A 23,106-nucleotide genomic window follows, 5' to 3' on the forward strand; every position below is an offset into this window, starting at 1 on the left:
ATAGTGGTCAGGGTCTCGTGGGCTCGTAGATGTGTATAAGAGACAGCAACAAGGACGACATCCACAACAAGCTCGACGCACTTTCCAGCAAGATTGAAGACTTCAACGTGAATTACGACAAGTTCGTCAAGACCATCGACTTTGACAAGATTCAGGACGCACTGAAGGTTGTCGAAAAGATCATCATCATCGCGGGCAAGCTCGCTTAACTAAAACAAACTCCACTAGTGCTCTGTGCGTTACCACAACGCCCAGAGCATTTTTCTATCCCCACCCCAACAAAATGTCTTCTATCAAATCCTGCAAAAGCAGCAGGGGAAAGCCTAGCGCGTCCAATACCGCTCCCCCGATGGCAAATCACGCACAAAGCGTGGATTCCGCACAAAGAACGAAGTTCAAGCATGGTCGGATAAAAATGCAGTGCCGATTCGTGAACAAGACTGGATAAACCCTAATTCAGGACGCGTAACAGTCACTGAGCTTGGAAACACATGGTTAAGTACATTGTCGCCTGTTAAGCCGTCGACGCGGGAACTGTACCAACAAGTGTGGCGCGGATGTGTAAAGCCAGAGTGGGGACTAGCGGCGGTGGCGTCAATTAAGCCCTCCGAAGTTCAACAATGGGTATCGGGGTTGGAGTATTCACCGTCGTGGGTGCGGCCCGCGCATAATGCTTTGGCGCAGGTGCTGGATGTTGCGGTAGCGGATAGGCGTATTAGTGAAAATCCGGCGCCTGGCGTGAAACTGCCACGAAAGGTGCCGACGGTGAAAGTCTATTGGACGCTGGAAAAGTTGCGTTTGTTCGCTGCGGAGTGTGGCGACCGTGAAGATCTTATTTTGCTTTTGGGGACGTCGGGTTTGCGGAGGGGTGAAGCTATCGCGCTTCGCCCTCGCGATTTGAGCCCCGAGCGGCATCGGATTCATGTGGTACGCAACGCTGCAAAGGTGGTCAACGGCATTCGGGTGGGCACGCCTAAGCACACGAGCGATGAACGGTGGCGGTGGCGTCGCACGTGATGAGAATGTTGGCCGATAGAAGTGTTGATTTGGATTCGGAAGAGTTGTTGTGGACAGGCCAACGTGGTGGGTGGTTACGCACACCGGGGCATAATACGTGGTTTGACGGGGCATTGAAGCGAGCGATGGTGAAGGACCCGTCGTTGGTGCGCGTGGCTCCGCATGGGCTTAGGCATGTGGCCGCAAGGTTGCTGGTAAATGCGGGGGCGAACGTGTTGGCAGTGTCTCGCCAATTGGGACATGCTGATGCGTCGGTGACTTTGCGGGTGTATGCAGAGTTGTTTGATGATGGGTTGGATTCTGTAGCTGCGAAGTTGGATGAAGGGTTTTCGGATGTCGTCAATTGGGGATAAAACGCCTGTTTAGCTGGGGTGTTAACTAGGTTCGAGTCCTGGTGGGGAAGCTTTTTAGTTTTTCTTCCTGCCGCGGCGAAAGCCTTTGAGCTCGGCTTTCTTCGCGATCGCCGCCACTTGGGCGGCGGTGTAGTTAACGGGGGCTACACCGGCACGGGGCAGGACCCAGCCGCGCCAATAGGACACGATGGCCATGCCACTGCCGACGATCGGCGCAACCACCATGCCGAGTGCAAACTGTCCGTAATCGGCAAAGGCAACCATGACGATGCCGGTGAGGATGGAGGGCACGGCATACAGGGGGCTGCCGCCAAAGATGGAGGGGATTTCCCCGGAGGCAATATCGCGGACCATTCCGCCGCCCACCGCGGTGAGCACGCCTAGGAAGACACAGGGAATAAGGGGCATGCCGTGGGTGAGCGCCTTGACGCAGCCGGTGGTTGACCACACACCGAGGATGATGGCATCGCCGTGTTCGCGAAATAGCTCCCAGGCCTTGCCCTTGAGATCGATGAGGAATGCGATGAGTGCACCGCAGCATGCAAGGCCGAGGTACCACGGGTCTGAGATCGCTGCCGCTGCTCCATCCCCGATGAGCATGTCGCGGATCATTCCACCGGCCAGCCCGGAAAAGAGGGCGAGGAACACGAAGCCCACAATGTCGAATTCGCGGCGGCGGGCAAGGGTGCCGCCAATGATGCCGTTCAAAACCACGCCGAGAAGATCGAAGGCTTGGTAGAGCGAATTGATGAGGGGATCAACATCGTGCATGATTCTTAGGCCTCCTGCCGCGCGGGTAGAATTTCGGCGTGACTGCGGCCGTGTTTTACTCTCCGGCGTGTCAGCATGGCTCTTATTTAACCAACTAGTTTCTCTGAAAGATCGCATTTCTCATGTCTAAATCCAATGCCCGGTATTTCATCTGGTCCAATGGCCTGCAAAACTTGGGCGATCAGATTGTTGCTGCCAAGACGGTCCTGCCCGCGCTTTTTAGTGCGGCCGGAGTGCCTGCCTTCTTTACCGGTCTGCTCACCCCTATCCGCGAGTCCGGTTCGATGCTGCCGCAGGCGGCGCTGACCCCGTGGGTGACTACGCATAAGGCCCGCAAGCGCCTGTGGATTATCGGCTCTTTGGGCCAAGCGGTATCCGCCGCGGTCATCGCGCTCGCGGCATTTTTTACCCGCGGGGCAGTATTGGGCGTGGTGGCGTTGGTGGCCTTGGCGGCTCTGTCCCTCTTCCGCGCGCTGTGCTCGATTGCGGGCAAGGACGTGCAGGCGCGCACCATTTCTAAGGGCGCACGTGGCCGGGTGACCGGTAGCGCGGCAGCCCTCGGTGGCGGTGCTACTTTGTTGACTGGCATTATCCTCTACTTTTTGGGCGAGCTCAGCATTCCCATGATGGGCACGGTCCTCGTCATTGGTGCGGCCACGTGGGCCATTGCCGCGTGGGTCTTTTCGGGCGTGGATGAGCCGGTGCCAGAGGAAACCGAAGGGGGCATCGATAAGCACTGGTGGAAGGATACCTGGCAGCTTTTTACTAGCGACGGGCAATTTCGCAACTTCGTCATTGTCCGCGCGCTCCTGCTCGTTTCGGCGCTATCTACCTCTTTTATTGTGCTGCTCAGCAGCAACCTTTCGGGGCTCTACGGATTCGTTCTTGCTTCCGGCCTAGCCTCCCTGGTGGGCGGGCGTATCTCCGGGGTGTATTCGGATAAGTCCTCTAAGAACACCATGGCCGCGGGCGCGGCCGTGGCTTCCGTCGTGCTGGTGCTTTTGGTCGCCAGCTCGCACTGGGCACCGGATGCGGTCAATGCCTGGGTCATGCCGATTGGCTTCTTCGCCGTCAACCTAGCGCACACGGCCATTCGCGTGGCGCGAAAGACCTACGTGGTGGATATGGCCGGCGGCGATAAGCGCACCCAGTATGTGGGTGCGGCCAATACGATGATGGGCATTATCCTACTCATTGTCGGTGGCATTTCCTCCGTGGTGGCACTGGCCGGACCTGAGGCAGCGCTGCTCTTCCTTGCCCTTATTGGTTTCCTCGGGGTGTGGCGCGCCCGCGGCCTGAAGGAGGTTTCTCACACATAAATCGCACTTGGGCTATAGGATGTAGTCCGGATAAGAATCAGACTCGACCCCAGGAGTTCAATAACCCGTGGTAGCAACAACCTCGTGTGCTGTCGTCGTCCTTGCGGCTGGCGCCGGCACCCGCATGAAGTCCACCAAGCAGAAAACCTTGCATGAGATTGGCGGGCGCACCTTGCTTGGCCACGCTCTGCATGCTGCGGCCGGGATCAACCCGGAGCGCATTGTGACGGTGGTGGGCCACCAGCGCGATCAGGTCTCCCCCGCCGTGGATGCCATCGCCCAGGAGTTGGACTGCGAGGTACTGCAGGCAGTGCAGGAGGAGCAGCTGGGCACCGGTCATGCCGTGGCCTGCGGCTTGGAGCCGATTCCGGACTTCAAGGGAACCGTCATTGTCACCAACGGCGATGTCCCGCTGCTTACCCCGGAGACCATCGAAAGCCTGCGCGCCACCCACACCGAGCAGGGCAACGCGGTCACTGTGCTCTCGATGCGCCTCGATGACCCGACCGGTTACGGCCGCATCATTCGCGCTGCGGACGGCAGCGTGTCTGCCATCGTGGAGCAAAAGGATGCCACCGAAGAGCAGCGCGAGGTCGATGAGGTCAACTCCGGCGTTTTCGCGTTTGATGGGCGCGTGCTTGCCGACTCCCTCCAGAAGCTCGACTCCAATAACGCCCAAGGCGAGTTGTATATCACCGATGTGCTCGAGATTGCGCGTACCGCTGGACACGGCGTCGGCGCGCACGTAGCAGCGGATCCGACCGAACTCGCGGGTGTCAATGACCGCGTGCAGCTCGCCGCTGCCGGCCGAGAGCTCAACCGCCGCATGGTAGAAAAGGCGATGCGCGGCGGCGCCACCATCGTGGATCCAGACACCACCTGGATTGGCGTCAACGTCACCGTGGGCTCCGATGTCATTATTCACCCAGGTACCCAGCTGTGGGGCGCTACCAGCATCGCCGATAACGCCGAGATCGGCCCCGACACCACCTTGACCAATATGCAGGTGGGCGAGGGCGCTTCTGTCGTGCGCACCCATGGCAGCGATTCCGTCATTGGTACCAACGCTAAGGTCGGCCCGTTTACCTATATCCGCCCGAAGACCGTGGTGGGCGAGGACGGAAAGCTCGGCGGCTTCGTAGAGGCAAAGAACACCCAGATTGGGCGCGGTTCCAAGGTACCGCACCTGACCTATATCGGCGATGCCACCGTGGGCGAGCAGTCCAATATCGGCGCCTCCTCCGTCTTTGTGAACTACGACGGCGTGAACAAGCACCACACCACCATCGGCAGCCACGTGCGCACCGGTTCTGACACAATGTTTATCGCTCCGGTCAATGTCGGTGATGGCGCATACTCCGGTGCGGGTACAGTTATTAAAGACGATGTTCCTGCGGGAGCACTCGCAGTCTCCGGTGGCAAACAGCGCAACATCGAGGGCTGGGTTCAAAAGAAGCGTCCGGGTACTCCCGCGGCTGATGCCGCAGCCCGTGCGCAGGACAACGAAAAGTAAGGGGCATATTCTCCCATGACTGGCAAGGTAACTGGTAGCAGCAAGAACATGAAGCTCTTCTCTGGGCGTGCACACCCAGAGTTGGCGGAGGCTGTGGCTAAGGAGCTCAAGACCGATCTGGTTCCTACCACCGCCCGCGACTTCGCCAACGGCGAAATCTTCATTCGCTTTGAAGAGTCCGTGCGTGGTGCCGACTGCTTCGTAATGCAGTCTCACACCCAGCCGCTCAACAAGTGGCTAATGGAGCAGCTCATCATGATCGATGCTCTCAAGCGTGGCTCCGCTAAGCGCATCACCGCCATCCTGCCCTTCTACCCATATGCACGCCAGGATAAGAAGCACCTGGGCCGCGAGCCAATTTCCGCCCGCCTGGTAGCAGACCTTCTGCAGGCTGCTGGTGCGGACCGCATCGTGTCCGTGGACCTGCACACCGATCAGATCCAGGGCTTCTTCGATGGCCCAGTCGATCACATGCACGCCCAGCCCATATTGACCGATTACATCAAGTCCAAGTACGCCACCGATAACATCACCGTGGTCTCCCCGGATGCTGGCCGCGTGAAGGTGGCAGAAAAGTGGGCCCACGACTTGGGTGATGCCCCGCTGGCCTTCGTGCACAAGACCCGCTCCAATACTGAGGCCAATAAGACGGTGTCCAACCGCGTGGTCGGCGATGTAGAGGGCAAGGACTGCGTGCTTCTCGACGACATGATTGACACCGGTGGCACCATCGCCGGCGCCGTGCGCGTTCTGAAGGACGCCGGTGCGAAGAAGGTCATTATCGCCTGCACCCACGGCGTCTTCTCTGATCCAGCCCGCGAGCGCCTGTCCGAGTGCGGCGCGGAGGAAGTTATCACCACCGATACCCTCCCGCAGTCCACCGAGGGCTGGTCCAACCTCACGGTGCTGTCCATTGCACCGCTTTTGGCACAGACCATCCACGAGATCTTTGAGAATGGTTCCGTGACCACCCTTTTCGACCGCGCCTAAACATGTTCTACTATCACTAGTCGCCGAGATTTTACTTCGGCGGCTTTTGATTTGTTACCGGCACACGTGCTAATCTAACTCAGTCTCGGCGAGGGCGACCTCAGGCTGAGGAAGCCGTTATCGACGCGATTGAAGTTAGAGCATGTTGCTTTTTATATACGCCTGCGATGACTCGTCCAAGACGTCCATCGGCAGGCTTTCGTCGTTTTATCGCGTTGGCCGCGCCGCACTACTTTAACTAAGGAGAACGAAGCATGGCACAGCGCCCAGTAATTAAGGCTGAAGCACGTACCGAATTTGGCAAGGGTGTCGCACGCCGCCTGCGTCGCGAGTGGAAGGTTCCAGGCGTCATCTACGGTTCCCACCAGGAGCCGGTCCACTTCGCAGTTCCACTGCTGGACATCCAGTCCCTCGTCCGCAACAACGGCGTCAACGCCGTTCTGGAGCTGGAGATTGACGGCGAGCAGTACCTGACCATGGTTAAGCACGTTGACCAGAACGTCCTGACCTTCGACATCGACCACGTTGACCTGCTGGCTATTAAGCGCGGCGAGAAGGTTGAGGTTGAGGTTCCGGTTACCCTGACCGGCGAGCCGGCCCCAGGCACCATGCACATCCAGGATGCTGACGTACTGCTGGTTGAGGCAGACGTACTGAACATTCCGGAAGAGCTCGAGGTTTCCATCGAGGGCCTCGAGGACGGCGCAGTTATCACCGCCGCCGACGTCACCATGCCGGAAGACACCACCCTGGTGGCAGAGGAAGACACCGTTATCGTCTCCATCTCCCTGCCTGAGGTTGATGAGGAGCTCGAGGAAGCAGCTGAGGCTGCTGAGGAAGGCGGCGCTGACGCTGGCGCCGAGTCCGTCGACGAGGGCGAAGAGTCCTCCGTCTCCAAGGAGTAATCCCCTCCCCTTCACACGCATAGGCCGCCGTGAGATTCGCTTCTCGCGGCGGCCTTGCCGTTTTTCTCTCTGCCTATGAGACAATTGAGCGCGTGACTCCACTTCTCGTAGTAGGCCTTGGCAACCCCGGCCCCAAGTACGCAGACACCCGACACAATATCGGCTTCGATGTGGCAGATGAACTCGCAGGAAAGCTCATGAGCAGCTTTTCGGTACACAAAAAGACCAACACCGAAGTCGCTGAGGGCATAGCTGGCGGCCGCAAAATTATCTGCGCAAAACCACGGTCATATATGAACCTCTCCGGCGGGCCGATCAAGGCTTTGACCCAATACTTTCATCTCTCAGCCGCTGACATCATCGTTATCCACGATGAGCTAGAACTCGATTTCGGCACCATTAAGCTCCGCAAAGGCGGCGGCGACCATGGCCACAATGGGTTGCGTTCAACCACAAAGTCTCTGGGTACCAAAGACTACCAACGCCTTTCAATAGGAATCGGGCGCCCACCGGGGCGCATGGACCCTGCGTCGTTTGTGCTCAAGCCTTGGGCAAAGCAGGAAAAGGCAGAAATCCCCATCCTTTGCGCCGACGCGGTCGAGGAAATCTTGCGCGTAGGATAGTCGCCATGAAATTGGCTACCCTACGCACTGGCTTTGGAACTTCCGCTATCCGCATCGACGGCGATAACGTGGGTGTTGAATTGGATTATGAAGATGTCGGCCAGCTGCTGCGCAGCGAAGATTGGCGCAAGGCCGCCCAGCTTTCCGGCGAGCCCTTGGTCTTTGACCACGCTGATTTGGAAGCCGTCGTACCAACTCCCGGCAAAATCATCTGCGTAGGGCTTAATTACGCCAAGCATATCCGCGAGATGGGACGCGAATTCCCCGAACATCCCACCTTGTTCATCAAGTTCGCCGATGCCCTCACCGGCCCCTATGATGATGTCTTCATTCCCGAATATGGCACACGGAAGCTGGATTATGAGGGAGAATTGGCGGTCATCATCGGCGAGCGCGCCCACCGTGTCACCCGTGACGAAGCACTGGATTATGTGGCCGGCTACGCCATCATGAATGACTACACGCTGCGAGACTTCCAGCGCCAAACTAGCCAGTTCCATGCCGGCAAATCCTTTTATTGCACAGCCGGCTTCGGCCCTTGGCTTACCACCGCGGATGAGTGGTCACCGGGGTCCGGAGCTGTCCTCACCACTACCGTAGGCGGTGAGGAAAGGCAGCGCGATAATACCGATGACCTCATCTTTTCCGTAGCTGAGCTCATCGAGTTCTGCTCACAGCTCTATCCACTCAATCCAGGCGACGTCGTCGTTACCGGCACGCCGGAGGGCGTGGGCTTTGCCCGCACCCCGCAGCAATTTATCGAGGACGGCCAGAACGTCACCATCGCCATCGAAGGCTTGGGGCATATTTCTAATACCACCCGCTATGGAGAGCCCGGCTGCGGCCCCGGCTGTACTTGTTCCTAAGCTGTGCCCAGGTTCTCACTCCAAAGTGGGCGGTAGCGTTTTCATCCCAGCCGCTTGTGCCGGTTAAGCTGGATTAATGAGCACAAAAAGCAGTAAAGCCCCTAAGAAACTCAACAAGAAGGCCTACGAAAAGGAGCTCGAACGCCTCCAAGCGGAGCTCGTGGACATGCAGCAGTGGGTCGTTGAAACCGGCGCCCGCGTAGTCATCATCATGGAGGGACGCGACGCCGCCGGCAAGGGCTCCGCGATTAAGCGCATCACCCAGTACCTCAACCCGCGCACCTGCCGCGTCGAGGCGCTACCTGCACCGAACTCGCGCGAACAGGGCCAGTGGTACTTCCAGCGTTACGTGGAAAAGCTGCCTACCAAGGGCGAAATCGTCATCTTTGACCGCTCCTGGTACAACCGCGCCGGTGTCGAGCGCGTCATGGGCTTTTGCACCGATCAGGAATACGTCCGCTTCCTGCACCAAGCACCCACCTTTGAGCAGATGTTGGTAGAAGACGGCATCATGCTGCGCAAGTACTGGTTCTCTGTTTCTGATGAAGAGCAGATTAAGCGCTTTGAGTCCCGCCGCAACGATCCGCTGCGCCGTTGGAAGCTCTCCCCTATGGATCTGCAGTCCATTACCCGCTGGGAGGACTACTCCCGTGCCAAGGATGCGATGTTCATCCACACCGATACCCCAACCGCGCCGTGGTACACCGTGGAATCGGAAGATAAGAAGCGCTCGCGCATCAATGTCATCTCGCACCTGCTGAGCACCATTCCCTACGAGAAGATCGAGCGCGAGATGCCTGAAATCCCACAGCGCCCGGATTCCGATGGCGAAACCTATGAGCGCCCTGCCCGCGAAGAGTTCCGCTACGTACCAGACGTCGCCGCCAAGCTGGAACGCAAGTCCGAGCACAAGACGGCGAAGAAGACCTCAAAGAAGGTCAAGAAGAAGGATAAGAAGAAGTAGCACCGGCTGTATTACTATCTTCATTCATGAGCACTGACACCGTCGCGCAAGCGCGTTTAGGAGATAAAATCCTCACCGCGGTGGCGGTGCTCATTGCGCTATTTTATGTCATTTCTGCCGCGAAGAATCCCAGTATAATTGAGATTATTCAGGCAGTTCTATCGTTGCTCTTCCTGCCATTTATGTGGATCTGGCGGAGCCGTCCCGTGCTTAGCGCCACGGGCTTTATTGTGTTGCTCGCGGCATGGGCCGTGGCTTGGATGAGCCAGCTGCCCACCAATCTAGGGCTTACCCCTTGGGCCCTGACTGCACCCATGGCGGTGTATGCCACCTCCCGCTATGTCACGCGCCGCGCCATTCCCCGCACGGTGCTGGCTCTAACGATTCTTGGCTCCTTCATTTCGCCATTCATGTGGCGCATAGATCCGGAGTCTTTCGTTTTGCATTACCAACTGGACCGCCGCTACTTGGCCATGTTGGTCGTGCACTGGGCTGTTTTGGGCACCACCTACTTCGCCGCCGCACGCTACTTCGACTTGGCACGCCAGCGCGAGCACCTAGCCCAAAAGCGTTTCCGCCAAGCCCAAGAGGAAGAGCGATTGCTCATCGCACGAGAGTTGCATGATGTATTGGCCCATTCCCTAACTTTGATAAAGGTTCAGGCGAATGCTGGAATCATTGCCGGGCGATCAGATGCTAAAGCTACCGAGGAAGCGCTGGCCAGCATTCGTGATGGTGCAGATTCTGCGTTGGAAGAGGTTCGTGGCATCGTCACTGCGCTGCGCAGCACTGGTCCCACCACGCTGAAGCCAACCACGCAGCTAGAGCACATCGAGGGAATCATCGATGGCTTCCGCGCGGCGGGCTTGGACATTTCTGCCCGCCTGCCGCAAAATTGCGAAGTTCCAGCGCTCACGCAGTTGGCACTGGTGCGCATCATTTCTGAAGGCCTAACTAATGCGTTGCGGCATCAAGGAGCCGGTACACGGGTGGAAGTAGAGCTAGCGCTAGCCGACGTCGCCCAGATCGCCCTTAAATCTACCAACCCCTCCCCAACTGCCAGCCAAGTGCCCGGCAGCGGTGTGGGTCTTGTCGGCATTGCAGAACGCGCGCACGCTTTGGGTGGAAATCTGGAGACCCGGGGCGATGCCAAAAAGTTCATCGTGCGCGCCGAACTACCGTTGCAGAAGGAAAGCCGTGTCTAAGATTCGTGTCCTGCTCGCCGATGACCAAGCGATGCTTGTCGCCGCTTTGTCCACCATTCTCAACGCACAGGATGATATTGAGGTCGTTGTCACCGCGAACACCGGCGCAGAAGCCGTCACCGCGGCGATGAGCCACCGCATTGATGTAGCCATCCTGGATATCCGAATGCCGGGAATGGACGGTATCGCCGCGGCCCAAGCAATCCTTTCTCGCGTCCCTGACTGCCGCGTCATCATGCTCACCACATTTAATGAAGACGATTTGGTGGCTCAATCTATCGCCGCTGGCGCACATGGATTTCTGCTCAAAGATGCCGATCCGGAGGTGCTGGCGCGGGCTGTCCGGGACGTCGCCAAGGGCGCATCGGTACTGGCTGCTCAGGTAACTGGACCGGTCCTGGAGACCTACCGCACCGCCCTTACCCGTGGACAATTGAGCGCGCAGGAACGCCAAGGGCTTAGTCTGGTTACCCAGCGCGAGATGGAGGTACTTTCGCTCATCGCCCGAGGGGCCACGAATTCTGAAATCGCCGCCGAGATGGTCATCGCTGACACGACGGTAAAGACTCATGTCTCGGCGCTACTTTCCAAGCTTGCCGCGCGCGACCGAGTGGCGCTGGTTTTGCTGGCTCAGCGTGCTGGAATTGCCTAGTCTCCTACTACGGTAGGAGATGTTCGCTGCAAAGTCCGTCTTGTGGGCGGAAGATATTCGCGTCCCAGCGCGCAAGACTACGCAGTATGAATTATGAAGTCTCCTTTGAGCACGTCTCCAAGTCTTTTGGGCCTCACATGGTTTTGCGCGACGTAGATTTTCGCATCGCGCCTGGTCGCGTCCACGCCTTATTGGGACGCAATGGCGCCGGAAAATCTACGCTTTTTTCGATCTTTTTAGGCCTGCTCTCCGCCGATTCCGGAATGGTTAAAGTAGATGGCGTTCCCTGGTCTCGTGAAGTCCTCGACCACGTTGGTGCCTCCGTCAACGGCCCTGCCTTTTACGGGCATCTCACTGCTGCAGCCAATCTTCGCGTACATACTAGATTGCTCGGGCTGCCGGAGGCTGAGGTCGACCGCGTGCTCGCTATCGCCGGTCTCAACGAAGTTGGTTCCAAAAAGGCAAAGACTTTTTCTACCGGTATGAAGGCACGCCTCGCCTTGGCTCAGGCTCTCCTAGGCGATCCAGAAATCCTGGTGCTGGATGAACCACAAAATGGCCTTGATCCGCAAGGCATTGTAGAACTGCGGAACCTCTTGCAAAAGCTTGCTTCTGTCGGCCACACCGTAATCGTGAGCTCACATCAGCTCGGCGAGGTTGTCCATCTAGCCCAAGACATCACCATCCTTGCTGAGGGTTCCATTCGTTATTCCGGCGCACTGGAGAACTTGGCTCCCAGTGGTCAACTTGAAGCAGAATTTTTCCACCTGACGTCTCCGGATGGTGGGCGCCATGTTTAAGCGCTACCTTTCCGCCGAGTTCCTGCGCAGCCGCGGTAGCGCGCTGCAATGGCTCCCGCTCCTAGCCATACCGCTCGTGGTGATGACCGTACTATTTTCCTCCTTTGCGTCCTCCGCGAAGGACGCTACTGGCGTCTTAGGATGGCAGTCCATGTTCATCACGGGCATGTATGCACCTCTCATTGCGCTTTTTGCCACTGTTCCCGAACACCGAGAGGCCCGTACCCGGAGCGGCGGAACACTGTGGCGGCGAGTCAATCCTCACTATGAACAGGCATCACGCTTTCTTGTCATTCTCACCAGCCTAGCGGCCTTCCACCTCCTGAATTTCGGAGTTTCCTGGGCAGTGGTCGCACTTCAAGGACGAGCGAACCATCAATTGTTACTAGTAGCTGGAGTCTATTCCTTCCTGGGTGCCATCGGCATCGCCGGTCTCGCTGCAGGGAGTGCACGTCGTTGTGGTCTCGCCGCCGCGCTCGGTGCGGGTATTGTCTGGCAGGTAGTTAGTGTTTTACCGAGCATTGTCGAAGGCAATGCGTGGTGGGCTTTCCCTCCAGCATGGCCGTTGCGGCTATTACTTCCTGCACTGCGCATTCATCAAAATTCCGTTCCTCTCGATCCGGGAGATCCGCTGCTGCAAGAAAGTCCTGTGCCTGCTGCGGTGCTATGTCTCCTATTGGCGGTAGTCGGTGCCTGCGCAGCAATCCTTACTCCTCGCCGTACACGACCTCTTTCTCTGCTCCGCCGCGCGGAGGCACCTGCTACTACTGCCGCACCAACTACCGCTGCTGGAACTTGGACCCCCGCAGTTATACCTCGTGCCGCCGCTCGTTCCCGGCTTTTGGGCGCGGTGCGCGGACTTCACCGTGCCGCTTTGAGCCCCGCACTCATCGCCTGCCTAGCTTTAACCGCACTGGCTCTGGTTTTCCTCTCCGCTATCTACCCGCCCAGCTATGTAGAAGGATTCTTCCTCTTCCTATTGCTACCGGTAGGTGCGGGGACCCTTCCAGTGATGGTGTGGCCCCTTCTCGCGCCCTCGTGGCCTCTCAGTTATATTGAGTCGCGCTATAGCCCAATCGCACTTCTTTTGTGGCTATTTGGCACTGTTGTGATCGTGTGTTCTGCCGCATCGTTCGCGATGGTCTGCTCTGGGGGTTCTGCCACGACCGCAGCAGCACAGCTGCCTCTGGCTGTGGGGGTGGGCTTTGCCATCACGGTAGTTTCCCTAGTTATCGTGCTGCTTCTCGGTATTTTGAGCGCGCTCGCCTTCACTATCGTAGGCACGATAGTCTCCGTAACCCTCGGCGGTGATGTACTAGCCAAGACCTTCTTGTGGCTCCTTGCCTTTCCAACGTGGCCGATGAATGCCGATTCTCCTGGACGCTACACCGTCGCGGCGCTTCTGACATTATTGATTGCTGTCGCTGGTTCATGGGCATCCGCACGGTTACTACGGACTACTGCTCTGCGACCCACAAGGTAGATACGCTACAAAGCAGCCACAATATCGGGCGCCTCAGTCCGTTTTGGGTTAACAACGCGGCTGCAATATCGGCCCAGCGCCGGGGCATAAGGATAAAACGACTAAAGCCCGCGGTTAAGCCGCGGGCTTGGGCTAGGTGTGTTTAAAGCTCAGCAGGAGATACACGCTTTGGCAGAACAACCGGGCGGGTGTGCGCCAGCTCTTCTACGATGCGTACTACCTGGTTGGAGTAGCCATACTCGTTGTCGTACCACACGTACAGCACCAGGTGCTTGCCGGAGGCGATGGTAGCAACGCCGTCGACGATGCCAGCGTGGGTATTGCCGATGAAGTCAGAGGAAACAACCTCTGGGGAGGCAATGTAGGAAATCTGCTGGCGCAGGTCGGAGTGCAAAGAGACATTGCGCAGGAAGTCGTTGACCTCATCACGCTCTACTTCCTTGGACAGCTCGAGGTTGAGCACGGCCATGGACACGTCCGGGGTAGGAACGCGGATGGCATTGCCGGTGAGCTTGCCCTCAAATTCCGGCAGAGCCTTAGCCACAGCCTTGGCTGCGCCGGTAGCGGTAAGCACCATGTTCAGGCCTGCGGCGCGACCGCGGCGATCGCCCTTGTGGTAGTTATCGATGAGGTTCTGGTCATTGGTGAATGAGTGCGCGGTCTCCACGTGGCCGTGGGTTACACCGTAGCGGTCATTGATGACCTTGAGAACCGGGGTAATGCCGTTGGTGGTGCAGGATGCAGCGGAGAGAATCTGATCCTCATCGGCGATGTTGTCGTTATTGATGCCATAGACGATGTTCTTGATATCGCCCTTGCCCGGCGCGGTCAGCAGCACGCGGGAGATGCCCTTGGCCTTAAGGTGCTGAGACAGGCCCTCGCGGTCGCGCCATGCGCCGGTGTTATCTACCAAGATGGCGTTGTTGATGCCATAAGAGGTGTAGTCAATCTCGGACGGATCGTTTGCGTAAATCATCTGGATCTTGGTGCCATTGGCCCAAATGACCTCATTTTCCTCATCCACGGAGATGGTGCCGTTGAAAGCACCGTGGACGGAATCGCGGCGCAGCAAGGAAGCGCGCTTGAGGATGTCACCGTCGCCCTTCTTGCGCAGGACGATGCCGCGCAGGCGAACGCCACCATATGCTGCCTCGCGGGCGACGAGCAGGCGGGCCAGCAGGCGGCCGATGCGGCCGAAGCCGTAGAGGACGACGTCGGTGGTCTCTAAGTCAACGCCAGCACCGACGATCTCGCACAGCTCGCCTTCCAGGTACATGCGGAGGTTTTCCTCGTTGGACTCCTCCCACCCGAGGACCAAGCGGCCGAGGTCGACGCTTGCGGCGCCCAGATTCATGTCTGCCAATTCCACCAGGATAGGCAGGGTCTCCGCCGTGGACAGGTGGCGCTGCGCGATGCGGCGGCCATAGCGGTGAGACTTGATGATGTCGATATCGGTCTGGCCCACCAGTGGGCGGCCGAAGATGGTGGTGACAACGTTATTGTTGCGGTGCAGCTGGTGAATGAGCGGAATCATCTGCTGCGCCAGCTCGAGGCGCTCGTTCCAATCATCATGGCCAACATGTGCGTTCGCAGTCACGTAATTCATTCCTTTTCTGTCACGGGGGTGGCATTAAATCTTCAAACATAAATATTAGCGCCTACTACTGTGGGTTTTGGCATAGTTCGTTCAGGATGTTGGCCACAGTACCCCCGTTTATTTTCTCCACTTCGGTTCCTACGAGGCAATAAGCTACGGCATCATCGTGCTGTGCACGGCGTTCCTTAAGCACAGGATTCAAGAGCGGATAAACCGGTGGAAGGTTGGGATGACTGCGGGTGTACTGAGTTTCTAGTCCACGGGCAAAGCGGCCCGAGAAAGCACGGGTAGACACGGTCTGCCCACCACGGCGCAGTAGCTGCCGGTTGTAGTCACTCGTTCCCGCCTCTTCGGTGAGCAAAAATGCGGAACCGCAGGAACATGCGCCGACGCCGTCCCAGGACATAGCGGTGGCTATATCGTCTGCAGTGCGCAGGCCGCCAGCAGCGATGAGAGGAAGATCAGGGGCTGCGGTATGCACGTCGGACACTAGCTCTTCCAAGTCGCGGGAATCGGGAGTCGCGGCTAAATCCCAGGTTCCGCGATGGCCACCGGCGGCCGGGCCTTGGACGCAGAGCACATCGACGCCGCGACGTGCGGCCGCGGTTGCCTCCGCAGAAGTGGTGACGGTGGTCCAGGCCTCTGCGCCCGCGGCGTGGATTCGCTCTATCTGTTCGGGTGTGAAGGTTCCAAACATGGACCACACCACGCGGGCGCCACCGCGCAGCGCTAGAGCCAGCTTCTCTGCAAAGCCAAAGGAGTAATCGGGATCGGGCAATGGCTGGTTTTCTGCTTCCGCCAGCTCGCGTGCGGCGGTACGTTGTGCCCCGGAAAGCGGCTGTTGTGGGCAAAAGAGGTTTACTCCAAACGGAATGCCGGCGCACTGGTCAATCTGTGTGCGGGCAGTGTCTATGCTCGCAGAGCCCACACCTAAGGTGCCAAAAGAGCCGGCGGCATGGGCGGCGCGCACTAGTTCCGGGGTGGTGGGACCGCCGGCCATGGGCGCGGGAATTACGCTACGGGAAAGGGAGCTAATAACCTGACTCATACCACCCCACCCTACCGAGAGAGGAAGCTAGCGCAGTGGCAGATTTAGGAGATTTTTTCGCACGGATCTTTGGCTCGAAGGATAAGCCGCAACTAGGACTCACACCGTCCGAGCTTGAGGCGGAGTGGCTTATTGTGGGCTTGGGCAATCCCGGCGCAAAGTATGCCGCTACCCGCCACAATGTGGGCTATATGGCCATCGATGATCTATTAGCCGCAGACGGAGACGTACTCGAGCCGGTACGTGGGATGGATGTGCAGGTCGCGCCACTTAGCTGGGCGGGGCAGAAAGTACTTGCCGTGCGTTCGGGAACCTTTATGAATCTTTCTGGCGATCCAGTAGCGCCGCTGGCACAGCAGCTAGGAATCGCCCCAGATCACATCATTGTTCTCCACGATGATCTGGACCTTCCGGCCAATAAGATCCGGATCAAGCAGGGCGGAAATGAAAATGGGCACAACGGACTCAAGTCGCTCACGGAGCGCTTGGGCACCCGCGACTATCTGCGCGTGCGCATTGGTATTGCCCGACCACCCAAGGGATCGTCCATTCCGGATTACGTATTGGGCCCCGTGGATGCGGGCGCCGGCTTTGATGACGCCATCGCCACCGCGGCCGAGGCCGCCCGCCTCATCGTGACAGACGGGTTAGGCAAGGCCCAGAACCAGATCCACTCGCGCTAGCACTGGGAAAATTTTTCTAGGGCCTGGGGGCTGCCGGCGGCGACGATGAAATCGGTGGGGGTGAGCTCGGTGGCGTCGGCAAGCGGGGCCCACTCCCCTTCCGCGCGGCGCACAGAGACCAATTGCACACGGTGCGTGCGCCAGATGGCAGAAAGGTCGAGCGGCCGGCCCACCAATGAACTAGGAACGGCCATCTGGGTCACGCCATAATCAGTAGCAATCTCCGCAAAATCACGGAAACGCCCGCCCAACAGGTAAGCCACGCGGCGGCCAGTATCACGCTCGGGCCGGATGACGTGGTGGGTACCAATCTGGCTGAGAATACGCGCATGTGCCTCCGAATCAGCCTTGGCCCAGATATCTTTCACCCCCAACTCCACCAGGTTAGATGCGGTAAGAATGGAGTCTTCCAAATGGGAGCCGATGGCGACAATGACGCGCTCGACCTCCTCCACGCCCAGCTGGCGCAAGGCCTCTGGGTCAGTGGTATCGGCCGCAATGGTCTCGGTGAGGTAGGGAGCTTCTTCGCGCACGCGCTTTTCGCTGGAGTCGATGCCGAGGACCTCAACGCCATTGGCCATCAGCTCATGAGCAAGCGAGGAACCAAATCGGCCTAACCCAATAACGACGACGGGCGGAATATCGATGCCGGCGCGGGAGCGTCCCAACGCCTTGAGAATATTAGCCAAGGAACGGCCTTTCTTCGGGGAAGCTATAGCGCCGGCTAACGGATTTCGCCGCCAGCGCTGCTACCAAGGTGGTTGGGCCAATGCGACCCAGGTACATGATGAGGCATAGCACAATCTGCGAGGGTGCAGACAGGCTCGCGGTAATTCCGGTGGACAAGCCCACCGTAGCGAATGCGGAGAGCACTTCGAAAGAAACTTGGTCACCACTGAATTCTGGATCGAAAAAGCGCAGGGCCGCCACGCCCAGCGTGACCACCATGACGCCGGCAAAGCTCAGCGCCAGCGCCTGGCGGGTTACCGATCGCGGAAGGCTGCGGTGGCCAATGGTGGTGGTTTCCCGGCCCGTAAATTCTGCTGCCATGGCAGCCAAGAGCACGCAAGCGGTGGTGACTTTAATGCCGCCGGCGGTACCGGCAGAGCCACCACCGATGAACATCAAAATATCGGTGCCCATCAGTGTAATGGGGTGTGCCTGGCCATAATCGATAGCATTAAACCCCGCCGTGCGCGGAGATGCACTAGCAAAGAAAGAGTTGAGCAACTTATCCCCCAGCGACATCGAGGACAAAAGCCCAGTCCACTCCATGCACGCGAAAAAGACGCCGCCGGCGAGCAGGAGCACCATTGTGGCCGTTAGGGTCATGCGGGCAGTAATGGAAATGCGGTGGACCACATGGCGATCGCGGCGTACCAACCGCGCCAACTCCGCCCACACCGGAAAACCTAAACCGCCACCAATCAATGCGGCGGCCAAGGGCAGCAAAATCCAGGCATCAGAAACAAAGGGCACCAGGTTATCGCTATTGGTGCTAAATCCCGCATTGTTAAACGCAGAAACCGCATGAAAGATGCCCTCCCATACTGCGCGCGGAAAGGAATGCCCATAGCCAATCATCAAGCGCGCAGCCACAATGACGGCGATGATGCTCTCAGCCACCGCGGTAAATGCGAAAGTAAAAATCAGCGTCTTGCGGATACCACCAGGGGCGATAGGGCGCCCCTCATAAGCGCCGGTTTTGCGCGCCTTAAAGCTAATCCGGCCGGTAAATAGCAGGCCAGATAGCGAAGCGAGCGACATGATGCCCAGGCCGCCCAGTTGTATAAGTGCCAAGATGATGACCTGGCCGGCCGGGCTCCAAAAACTGCCGGTGTCCACGACGATGAGGCCGGTAAGCGAGACCGCAGACGTAGCAGTAAACAAGGCAGACAGGAAGGAAGCGCGGGCGGTGCCGGCCTCGGCGAACGGCAGCATGAGCAAAACCGTTCCCACCAGAATCAGCACAAGGAAGCCAGCCGCGGTCAATCGCGCCGGGCCCCACTGCCGTATGGAAAGCAAACGTTTCACCAGCGGAAGTATAGACCTGCTTTCGGCGCAGGGAAACTGCTGGCCGGCACTACCCCTCGGTGGACGGTTAGCATTGGTGTTATGACTTCGCCAAATAGCACTGCCAAGACCATTGTGATTACCGGCGCATCCGGCGGGTTGGGGGCCGCGGCAGCTCGTCAGTTGCACCGCACCCGGCCGCAAGACAACCTGGTTATCATCGGCCGCAATCCGGAAAAGACCCGCGCGGTGGCCGAGGAAGTCGAAGGCCAGTACTTCCTAGCGGACTTCGAATCCCTGGGCCAGGTACGCCGCTTGGCACAGGATTTGGAAGGCTTAGAGCACATCCACGCCTTGGGCAATAATGCCGGCGGCATTTTTGATGGCCCGTCCACCACCGCCGATGGATTTGAGCGCACCTGGCAGGTCAACGTGGTCGCGCCTTTTCTATTGACCTCACTGCTACGGGATAAGCTGCGCGCGGATAACGCGAACGTGGTACAAACGGCTTCCCTAGCCAATTTCCTTATGTCTAAATTCGACCTCAGCGATCCCACTACGCTAGAGCACTTCAGCCCCGAGCGCGCCTACGGCAACGCCAAGTTGGGCGATATCCTGCTCACCCGTTATATCGATGCTCACGGGCTTAGTGCGGTCTCCTTCCACCCCGGCGTGCTTGCCACGGACTTTTCCAAGTCTTCTACTGGCCTAATGTCCAAGATGTATTCCGGGCTGATTGGCAAGACCTTTGGCACGCCTGCAGACGGCGGCGATAACCTCGCCTACTATTTGACCGGCACCGAGGGAATCCACTTTGAATCCGGCGAATACTACAACGACAAGCGCAAACCTGGCGTGCAGCGCCCCATTGCGAAGAAGCTGTCGGTAGCTCGCCGCGTCTTTGATGATTTGGGGCGCCGCCTCAATGTGGAGTGGTAGCGCGAAACCACTAGACTATGCCGCATGAGTTCTGTCGTTTCTGAGGCCTCGCGCCGCCGCACGTTTGCCGTTATCGCCCACCCGGATGCTGGTAAGTCCACGCTGACGGAGGCGCTGGCGCTGCATGCACACGTTATTAATGAAGCCGGCGCGGTCCACGGCAAGGGCAACCGCAAGTCCACCGTGTCTGACTGGATGGATATGGAAAAGGACCGCGGCATTTCCGTGGCTTCCTCGGCGCTGCAGTTCGAATATGCACCGGAGGGCCACGAGGGCGAGCCCTACATGATCAATCTGGTCGATACCCCGGGCCACGCGGACTTCTCGGAGGATACCTACCGCGTGCTCACCGCGGTGGATGCGGCAGTCATGCTTATCGACGCCGCCAAGGGCCTCGAGCCCCAGACCCTCAAACTCTTCCGCGTGTGCAAGGCCCGCGGCCTGCCTATCATTACCGTCATCAATAAGTGGGACCGCGTGGGCCGCGAGCCCCTAGAGCTTGTCGACGAAATTGTCAACGAAATCCAACTGCAGCCCACCCCACTGTACTGGCCGGTAGGCATTGCCGGTGACTTCCGCGGCCTGGCACACATCAACGATGATGGCGAGGCCGATGAGTATATCCACTTCATCCGCACCGCCGGTGGTTCTACCATCGCCCCAGAGGAACACTTTGCTCCGGATGCCGCCGGGGAGAAGGAAGAAGAGGTGTGGGAGACCGCAGTCGAGGAAGCCGAGCTCCTTGCCGCCGATGGTGCCCTGCACGACCAGGAGCTTTTTGAACAGTGCGTGACCTCCCCACTCATTTTTGCTTCCGCGATGCTGAACTTTGGTGTGCACCAGATTTTGGACACCCTGTGCGCCATTGCCCCGGCTCCCCACTCGCGCGACTCCGATCCGAAGGCAGTTGAGGCTGCCACCAGCGCCATTGATGAAGTCCGCGAGGTCAGCGATGACTTCTCTGGCGTCGTCTTCAAGGTCCAGGCAGGCATGGACCAAAAGCACCGCGATAATCTGGCCTTTATGCGCGTGGTATCCGGTGAATTCGAGCGCGGCATGCAGGTCAACCACGCCCAGTCCGGCCGCAGCTTTTCCACCAAGTACGCCCTGACTGTCTTTGGTCGCACGCGCGATACCGTGGACACCGCCTATCCGGGCGATATCGTAGGCTTGGTCAACGCCGGCTCGCTTGCCCCTGGTGACACCATCTATTCCGGCAAGAAGGTGCAATTCAAGCCCATGCCGCAGTTCGCGCCGGAGGCCTTCCGCATTCTGCGCGCGAAGTCGCTGGGCAAGTACAAGGCCTTCCGTAAGGGACTGGAGCAGCTGGCAGCCGAGGGCGTGGTCCAGATTCTCAAGAACGAGGCACGTGGCGATGCCTCCCCTGTCATGGCGGCGGTGGGCCCCATGCAGTTCGAGGTCATGCAGGCCCGCATGGAGTTCGAATACAACGTGGAAACCGTCACCGAGCCTATTCCCTATTCCGTGGCTCGCCGCACCGATGCCGAATCCGCCCCAGAGCTCGGCCGTCAGCGTGGTGTGGAAATCTTTACCCGCCAAGATGGCGAGCTCATCGCGCTCTTTGGCGATAAGTGGAAGCTCGCCTTCATTGAGAAGGAACACCCAGAGCTCACTATGGAAACCCTCGTGGCGGATTAGAAACCACACAGGTCCACATAGCAGAGAAAAAGGCCGCTTCCCGTTCTGGGAAGCGGCCTTTTCCGTTGCGTGTTAAACCATCAACATCACAGGGACAACGGCAATCTTGACCACCTGCCCCACCACAATGGTGGCCGCATAACCGGTCATGATGCGCGAGTCGGAGCTCAGCCCCGTGGCGTAATTGACCACGGCCGGCTGAGCAAAGATGCCAGAAAGTCCGCCAGAGGTACGGGTTTCGGACTGACCCATGAAGCGATTCGCTACAGCGAATAAGACCGAAACCACCACGGTGACAATGGCGGCGAGGATCATGCACTTCAGACCCATCCAGGAGAAGGCGGTGGACAAGAATGCCTCGCTGGATGAGAGGCCCACAGACGCCAAGAAGATGACGAGGCCCCACTGCTGGAAGGCGGTATTAATGGAAGCCGGAACCTGCCATGGAATGCGGCGGGTGCGGTGCAGCGCACCGAGGATAAGACCGGTAATCAGCGGGCCGAGCGCGAAGCCCAGCTCGAAAGAAGCACCACCTGGCATCGGTACCACGACCTGGCCCAGCAGGTAACCCAAGAAGAGGCCACCACCCAAGGCCACCCAGTTCAGCTCGGAGTAGGACTTAATGGAGTCGCCGAAGTAATCCTGGATATCGCCCAAGCGGTCAAACTTCACGATGAGCTCGAGGATATCGCCGGAAGCCAGGTGAGTTTCATTATTGGCCAAGAATTCCTCATCGCCACGCTGTACGCGAACAATGCGCCCACCGTAGCGCGAGAAGAGATTTAGTTCCTCCACGGTGCGACCCGCAATATCCTGGTTAGAAATAGCCACGGTTTCGATGACCAGGCGCTTATCCACGAACGGAGTTTGCGGCTGGCGCTTGCCCAACATCTGGGTGAGTTCGCGGGCCTTGGCCTTGGTGACCATCACGCGCAGGATATCGCCCTTGTGCAATTCGGGGCGATCGCCGGCAACCCGGACCTTATTACCGCGGCGAATGGTAGCGATAACAAAGTGATCCTTGAACTGTTCTTCCAAATCATCGTAGTTCACGTCTTTGGTAACGCGAATGGTGCGGGAGCGGAAGATCTTGGAGGCAGAATTGTCCTTATCGTGCTTGGCGGGCCAATTCTGCTTGAGCAGGAATGCCACGACCAAAATGGCCACCGCCACACCCACGGGATAGCCCAGCGAGTAGCCCACGGCGGGTAGCTCTTCACCGGTTTGTTGCTGGGCAACTGCCAGCGACGGCGTCGAGGTCGTGGCGCCGGCAAATACACCAACGGAAGCCAAGGTATCCAGCCCCAGCATGCCACCAAAGAGGATGGCTGCGCCCGCGGCCACCACAATCGCAATGGTCGCCGTGAGCATGTGCTTCATCTGCTTGGAAAAGCCCTTGAAGAAGCGCTCACCGGCGGACAGACCTTGCATATAAATAAAGAGTCCCAAGCCCAGCTCTTGCAGGGAGCTTAAGATGTCTTTATCTAGGTCAATAAACGAGCCGAAGGCCAAGCCCACAAACAGCGTGCCTGCCGCACCAAAGCGCAGCGGACCGAAGGGGATCATGCCAAATAGCGTGCCGAGCAGCACTATGAAAAAGATGCTCAACCATATATTTCCATCAAAAATTGCTAACACGCTGGAATATTTTAGGCATTTTCCCCCAAAATTCCACGTGAAAGGCACATTCTTTAACGACCACCAAT

The 23,106-nt window shown here is 58.4% G+C and carries 22 protein-coding genes; 16 read left to right on the forward strand and 6 right to left on the reverse strand.

Features of this window, described 5'->3' with window-relative positions; translation table 11 throughout:
* Positions 1 to 29 precede the first annotated feature (29 nt).
* Both QP934_RS04295 and QP934_RS04300 read left to right on the forward strand, forming a co-directional pair.
* Positions 30 to 209 (forward strand): hypothetical protein, encoded by a 180-nt coding sequence (locus tag QP934_RS04295; RefSeq protein WP_419126884.1) that lies wholly within the window; start codon positions 30 to 32, stop codon positions 207 to 209.
* Between the two features lie 813 nt (positions 210 to 1,022).
* A complete protein-coding gene (locus tag QP934_RS04300) occupies positions 1,023 to 1,370 on the forward strand; it encodes a tyrosine-type recombinase/integrase (RefSeq protein WP_419126935.1) in 348 nt (115 codons plus the stop codon).
* A gap of 54 nt (positions 1,371 to 1,424) precedes the next feature.
* On the opposite strand, the gene QP934_RS04305 is transcribed toward QP934_RS04300, so the two are convergent.
* The gene (locus QP934_RS04305) at positions 1,425 to 2,141 is read right to left on the reverse strand and encodes a trimeric intracellular cation channel family protein (RefSeq protein WP_284792205.1); all 717 of its coding nucleotides are present in this window, start codon (positions 2,139 to 2,141) and stop codon (positions 1,425 to 1,427) included.
* 122 nt (positions 2,142 to 2,263) lie between these two features.
* Between QP934_RS04305 and QP934_RS04310 the strand changes: the two genes are divergently transcribed.
* From QP934_RS04310 to QP934_RS04360, 11 genes are all read left to right on the forward strand, one after another.
* Positions 2,264 to 3,460, forward strand: coding sequence for an MFS transporter (locus QP934_RS04310; RefSeq protein WP_419126885.1), 1,197 nt, complete (start codon positions 2,264 to 2,266; stop codon positions 3,458 to 3,460).
* Between the two features lie 67 nt (positions 3,461 to 3,527).
* Positions 3,528 to 4,973 (forward strand): bifunctional UDP-N-acetylglucosamine diphosphorylase/glucosamine-1-phosphate N-acetyltransferase GlmU, encoded by a 1,446-nt coding sequence (gene glmU / locus QP934_RS04315; protein ID WP_419126886.1) that lies wholly within the window; start codon positions 3,528 to 3,530, stop codon positions 4,971 to 4,973.
* Between the two features lie 15 nt (positions 4,974 to 4,988).
* Positions 4,989 to 5,963: a ribose-phosphate diphosphokinase gene (locus tag QP934_RS04320; RefSeq protein ID WP_049379117.1), complete on the forward strand. Its 975-nt coding sequence runs from the start codon at positions 4,989 to 4,991 to the stop codon at positions 5,961 to 5,963.
* A gap of 254 nt (positions 5,964 to 6,217) precedes the next feature.
* On the forward strand, positions 6,218 to 6,868 hold the full coding sequence (locus QP934_RS04325) for a 50S ribosomal protein L25/general stress protein Ctc (protein ID WP_419126887.1): 651 nt from the start codon (positions 6,218 to 6,220) through the stop codon (positions 6,866 to 6,868).
* 92 nt (positions 6,869 to 6,960) lie between these two features.
* A complete protein-coding gene (pth, locus tag QP934_RS04330) occupies positions 6,961 to 7,491 on the forward strand; it encodes an aminoacyl-tRNA hydrolase (protein ID WP_340419149.1) in 531 nt (176 codons plus the stop codon).
* A gap of 5 nt (positions 7,492 to 7,496) precedes the next feature.
* Complete coding sequence (locus QP934_RS04335; protein ID WP_419126888.1) at positions 7,497 to 8,357, forward strand: fumarylacetoacetate hydrolase family protein; 861 nt, start codon at positions 7,497 to 7,499, stop codon at positions 8,355 to 8,357.
* Positions 8,358 to 8,433: 76 nt separating this feature from the next.
* On the forward strand, positions 8,434 to 9,321 hold the full coding sequence (gene ppk2, locus QP934_RS04340; protein ID WP_419126889.1) for a polyphosphate kinase 2: 888 nt from the start codon (positions 8,434 to 8,436) through the stop codon (positions 9,319 to 9,321).
* 26 nt (positions 9,322 to 9,347) lie between these two features.
* Positions 9,348 to 10,526: a sensor histidine kinase gene (locus tag QP934_RS04345; RefSeq protein ID WP_419126890.1), complete on the forward strand. Its 1,179-nt coding sequence runs from the start codon at positions 9,348 to 9,350 to the stop codon at positions 10,524 to 10,526.
* Positions 10,519 to 11,178, forward strand: coding sequence for a response regulator (locus tag QP934_RS04350; RefSeq protein WP_419126891.1), 660 nt, complete (start codon positions 10,519 to 10,521; stop codon positions 11,176 to 11,178). Before QP934_RS04345 ends, QP934_RS04350 begins: the two co-directional genes overlap by 8 nt.
* Before the next feature lie 86 nt (positions 11,179 to 11,264).
* Positions 11,265 to 11,978, forward strand: coding sequence for an ATP-binding cassette domain-containing protein (locus tag QP934_RS04355; RefSeq protein WP_419126892.1), 714 nt, complete (start codon positions 11,265 to 11,267; stop codon positions 11,976 to 11,978).
* Positions 11,971 to 13,461: a hypothetical protein gene (locus QP934_RS04360; RefSeq protein ID WP_419126893.1), complete on the forward strand. Its 1,491-nt coding sequence runs from the start codon at positions 11,971 to 11,973 to the stop codon at positions 13,459 to 13,461. Before QP934_RS04355 ends, QP934_RS04360 begins: the two co-directional genes overlap by 8 nt.
* Positions 13,462 to 13,603: 142 nt before the next feature.
* Here the strand turns inward: QP934_RS04360 and QP934_RS04365 are convergent, their stop codons facing one another.
* Together QP934_RS04365 and QP934_RS04370 are read right to left on the reverse strand one after the other, a co-directional pair.
* Positions 13,604 to 15,058, reverse strand: coding sequence for a glyceraldehyde-3-phosphate dehydrogenase (locus QP934_RS04365; RefSeq protein WP_408933131.1), 1,455 nt, complete (start codon positions 15,056 to 15,058; stop codon positions 13,604 to 13,606).
* Positions 15,059 to 15,122: 64 nt separating this feature from the next.
* The gene (locus QP934_RS04370; protein WP_340419142.1) at positions 15,123 to 16,106 is read right to left on the reverse strand and encodes a nitronate monooxygenase; all 984 of its coding nucleotides are present in this window, start codon (positions 16,104 to 16,106) and stop codon (positions 15,123 to 15,125) included.
* A gap of 35 nt (positions 16,107 to 16,141) precedes the next feature.
* Between QP934_RS04370 and pth (QP934_RS04375) the strand changes: the two genes are divergently transcribed.
* Complete coding sequence (gene pth / locus QP934_RS04375; protein ID WP_419126894.1) at positions 16,142 to 16,789, forward strand: aminoacyl-tRNA hydrolase; 648 nt, start codon at positions 16,142 to 16,144, stop codon at positions 16,787 to 16,789.
* On the opposite strand, the gene QP934_RS04380 is transcribed toward pth (QP934_RS04375), so the two are convergent.
* Entirely contained in the window at positions 16,786 to 17,478 is a 693-nt protein-coding gene (locus QP934_RS04380) for a potassium channel family protein (RefSeq protein WP_049379102.1), read from the reverse strand. The two genes, pth (QP934_RS04375) and QP934_RS04380, sit on opposite strands and share 4 nt — an antisense overlap.
* Positions 17,471 to 18,823: a TrkH family potassium uptake protein gene (locus tag QP934_RS04385; RefSeq protein WP_419126895.1), complete on the reverse strand. Its 1,353-nt coding sequence runs from the start codon at positions 18,821 to 18,823 to the stop codon at positions 17,471 to 17,473. Before QP934_RS04385 ends, QP934_RS04380 begins: the two co-directional genes overlap by 8 nt.
* 81 nt (positions 18,824 to 18,904) lie before the next feature.
* On the opposite strand from QP934_RS04385, the gene QP934_RS04390 reads away from it, so the two are divergent.
* Complete coding sequence (locus tag QP934_RS04390; protein ID WP_419126896.1) at positions 18,905 to 19,741, forward strand: SDR family NAD(P)-dependent oxidoreductase; 837 nt, start codon at positions 18,905 to 18,907, stop codon at positions 19,739 to 19,741.
* Between the two features lie 24 nt (positions 19,742 to 19,765).
* Positions 19,766 to 21,400: a peptide chain release factor 3 gene (locus tag QP934_RS04395; RefSeq protein ID WP_225747269.1), complete on the forward strand. Its 1,635-nt coding sequence runs from the start codon at positions 19,766 to 19,768 to the stop codon at positions 21,398 to 21,400.
* A gap of 72 nt (positions 21,401 to 21,472) precedes the next feature.
* Here QP934_RS04395 and QP934_RS04400 read toward each other — a convergent pair whose 3' ends face one another.
* On the reverse strand, positions 21,473 to 23,038 hold the full coding sequence (locus tag QP934_RS04400; RefSeq protein WP_239277803.1) for a TrkA C-terminal domain-containing protein: 1,566 nt from the start codon (positions 23,036 to 23,038) through the stop codon (positions 21,473 to 21,475).
* Between the last annotated feature and the right edge of the window lie 68 nt (positions 23,039 to 23,106).

This window comes from Corynebacterium sp. MSK122 (assembly GCF_030229435.2).
Taxonomy (GTDB): domain Bacteria; phylum Actinomycetota; class Actinomycetes; order Mycobacteriales; family Mycobacteriaceae; genus Corynebacterium; species Corynebacterium marquesiae.

Coding starts and splice junctions, on each gene's coding strand:
- QP934_RS04295 (WP_419126884.1), top strand. CDS start 30: ATGTGTATAAGAGACAGCAACAAGGACGACATCCACAACAAGCTCGAC.
- QP934_RS04300 (WP_419126935.1), top strand. CDS start 1,023: ATGTTGGCCGATAGAAGTGTTGATTTGGATTCGGAAGAGTTGTTGTGG.
- QP934_RS04320 (WP_049379117.1), top strand. CDS start 4,989: ATGACTGGCAAGGTAACTGGTAGCAGCAAGAACATGAAGCTCTTCTCT.
- QP934_RS04395 (WP_225747269.1), top strand. CDS start 19,766: ATGAGTTCTGTCGTTTCTGAGGCCTCGCGCCGCCGCACGTTTGCCGTT.
- QP934_RS04310 (WP_419126885.1), top strand. CDS start 2,264: ATGTCTAAATCCAATGCCCGGTATTTCATCTGGTCCAATGGCCTGCAA.
- QP934_RS04360 (WP_419126893.1), top strand. CDS start 11,971: ATGTTTAAGCGCTACCTTTCCGCCGAGTTCCTGCGCAGCCGCGGTAGC.
- QP934_RS04345 (WP_419126890.1), top strand. CDS start 9,348: ATGAGCACTGACACCGTCGCGCAAGCGCGTTTAGGAGATAAAATCCTC.
- QP934_RS04305 (WP_284792205.1), bottom strand. CDS start 2,141: ATGCACGATGTTGATCCCCTCATCAATTCGCTCTACCAAGCCTTCGAT.
- QP934_RS04355 (WP_419126892.1), top strand. CDS start 11,265: ATGAATTATGAAGTCTCCTTTGAGCACGTCTCCAAGTCTTTTGGGCCT.
- QP934_RS04370 (WP_340419142.1), bottom strand. CDS start 16,106: ATGAGTCAGGTTATTAGCTCCCTTTCCCGTAGCGTAATTCCCGCGCCC.
- QP934_RS04325 (WP_419126887.1), top strand. CDS start 6,218: ATGGCACAGCGCCCAGTAATTAAGGCTGAAGCACGTACCGAATTTGGC.
- QP934_RS04390 (WP_419126896.1), top strand. CDS start 18,905: ATGACTTCGCCAAATAGCACTGCCAAGACCATTGTGATTACCGGCGCA.
- ppk2 (WP_419126889.1), top strand. CDS start 8,434: ATGAGCACAAAAAGCAGTAAAGCCCCTAAGAAACTCAACAAGAAGGCC.
- QP934_RS04335 (WP_419126888.1), top strand. CDS start 7,497: ATGAAATTGGCTACCCTACGCACTGGCTTTGGAACTTCCGCTATCCGC.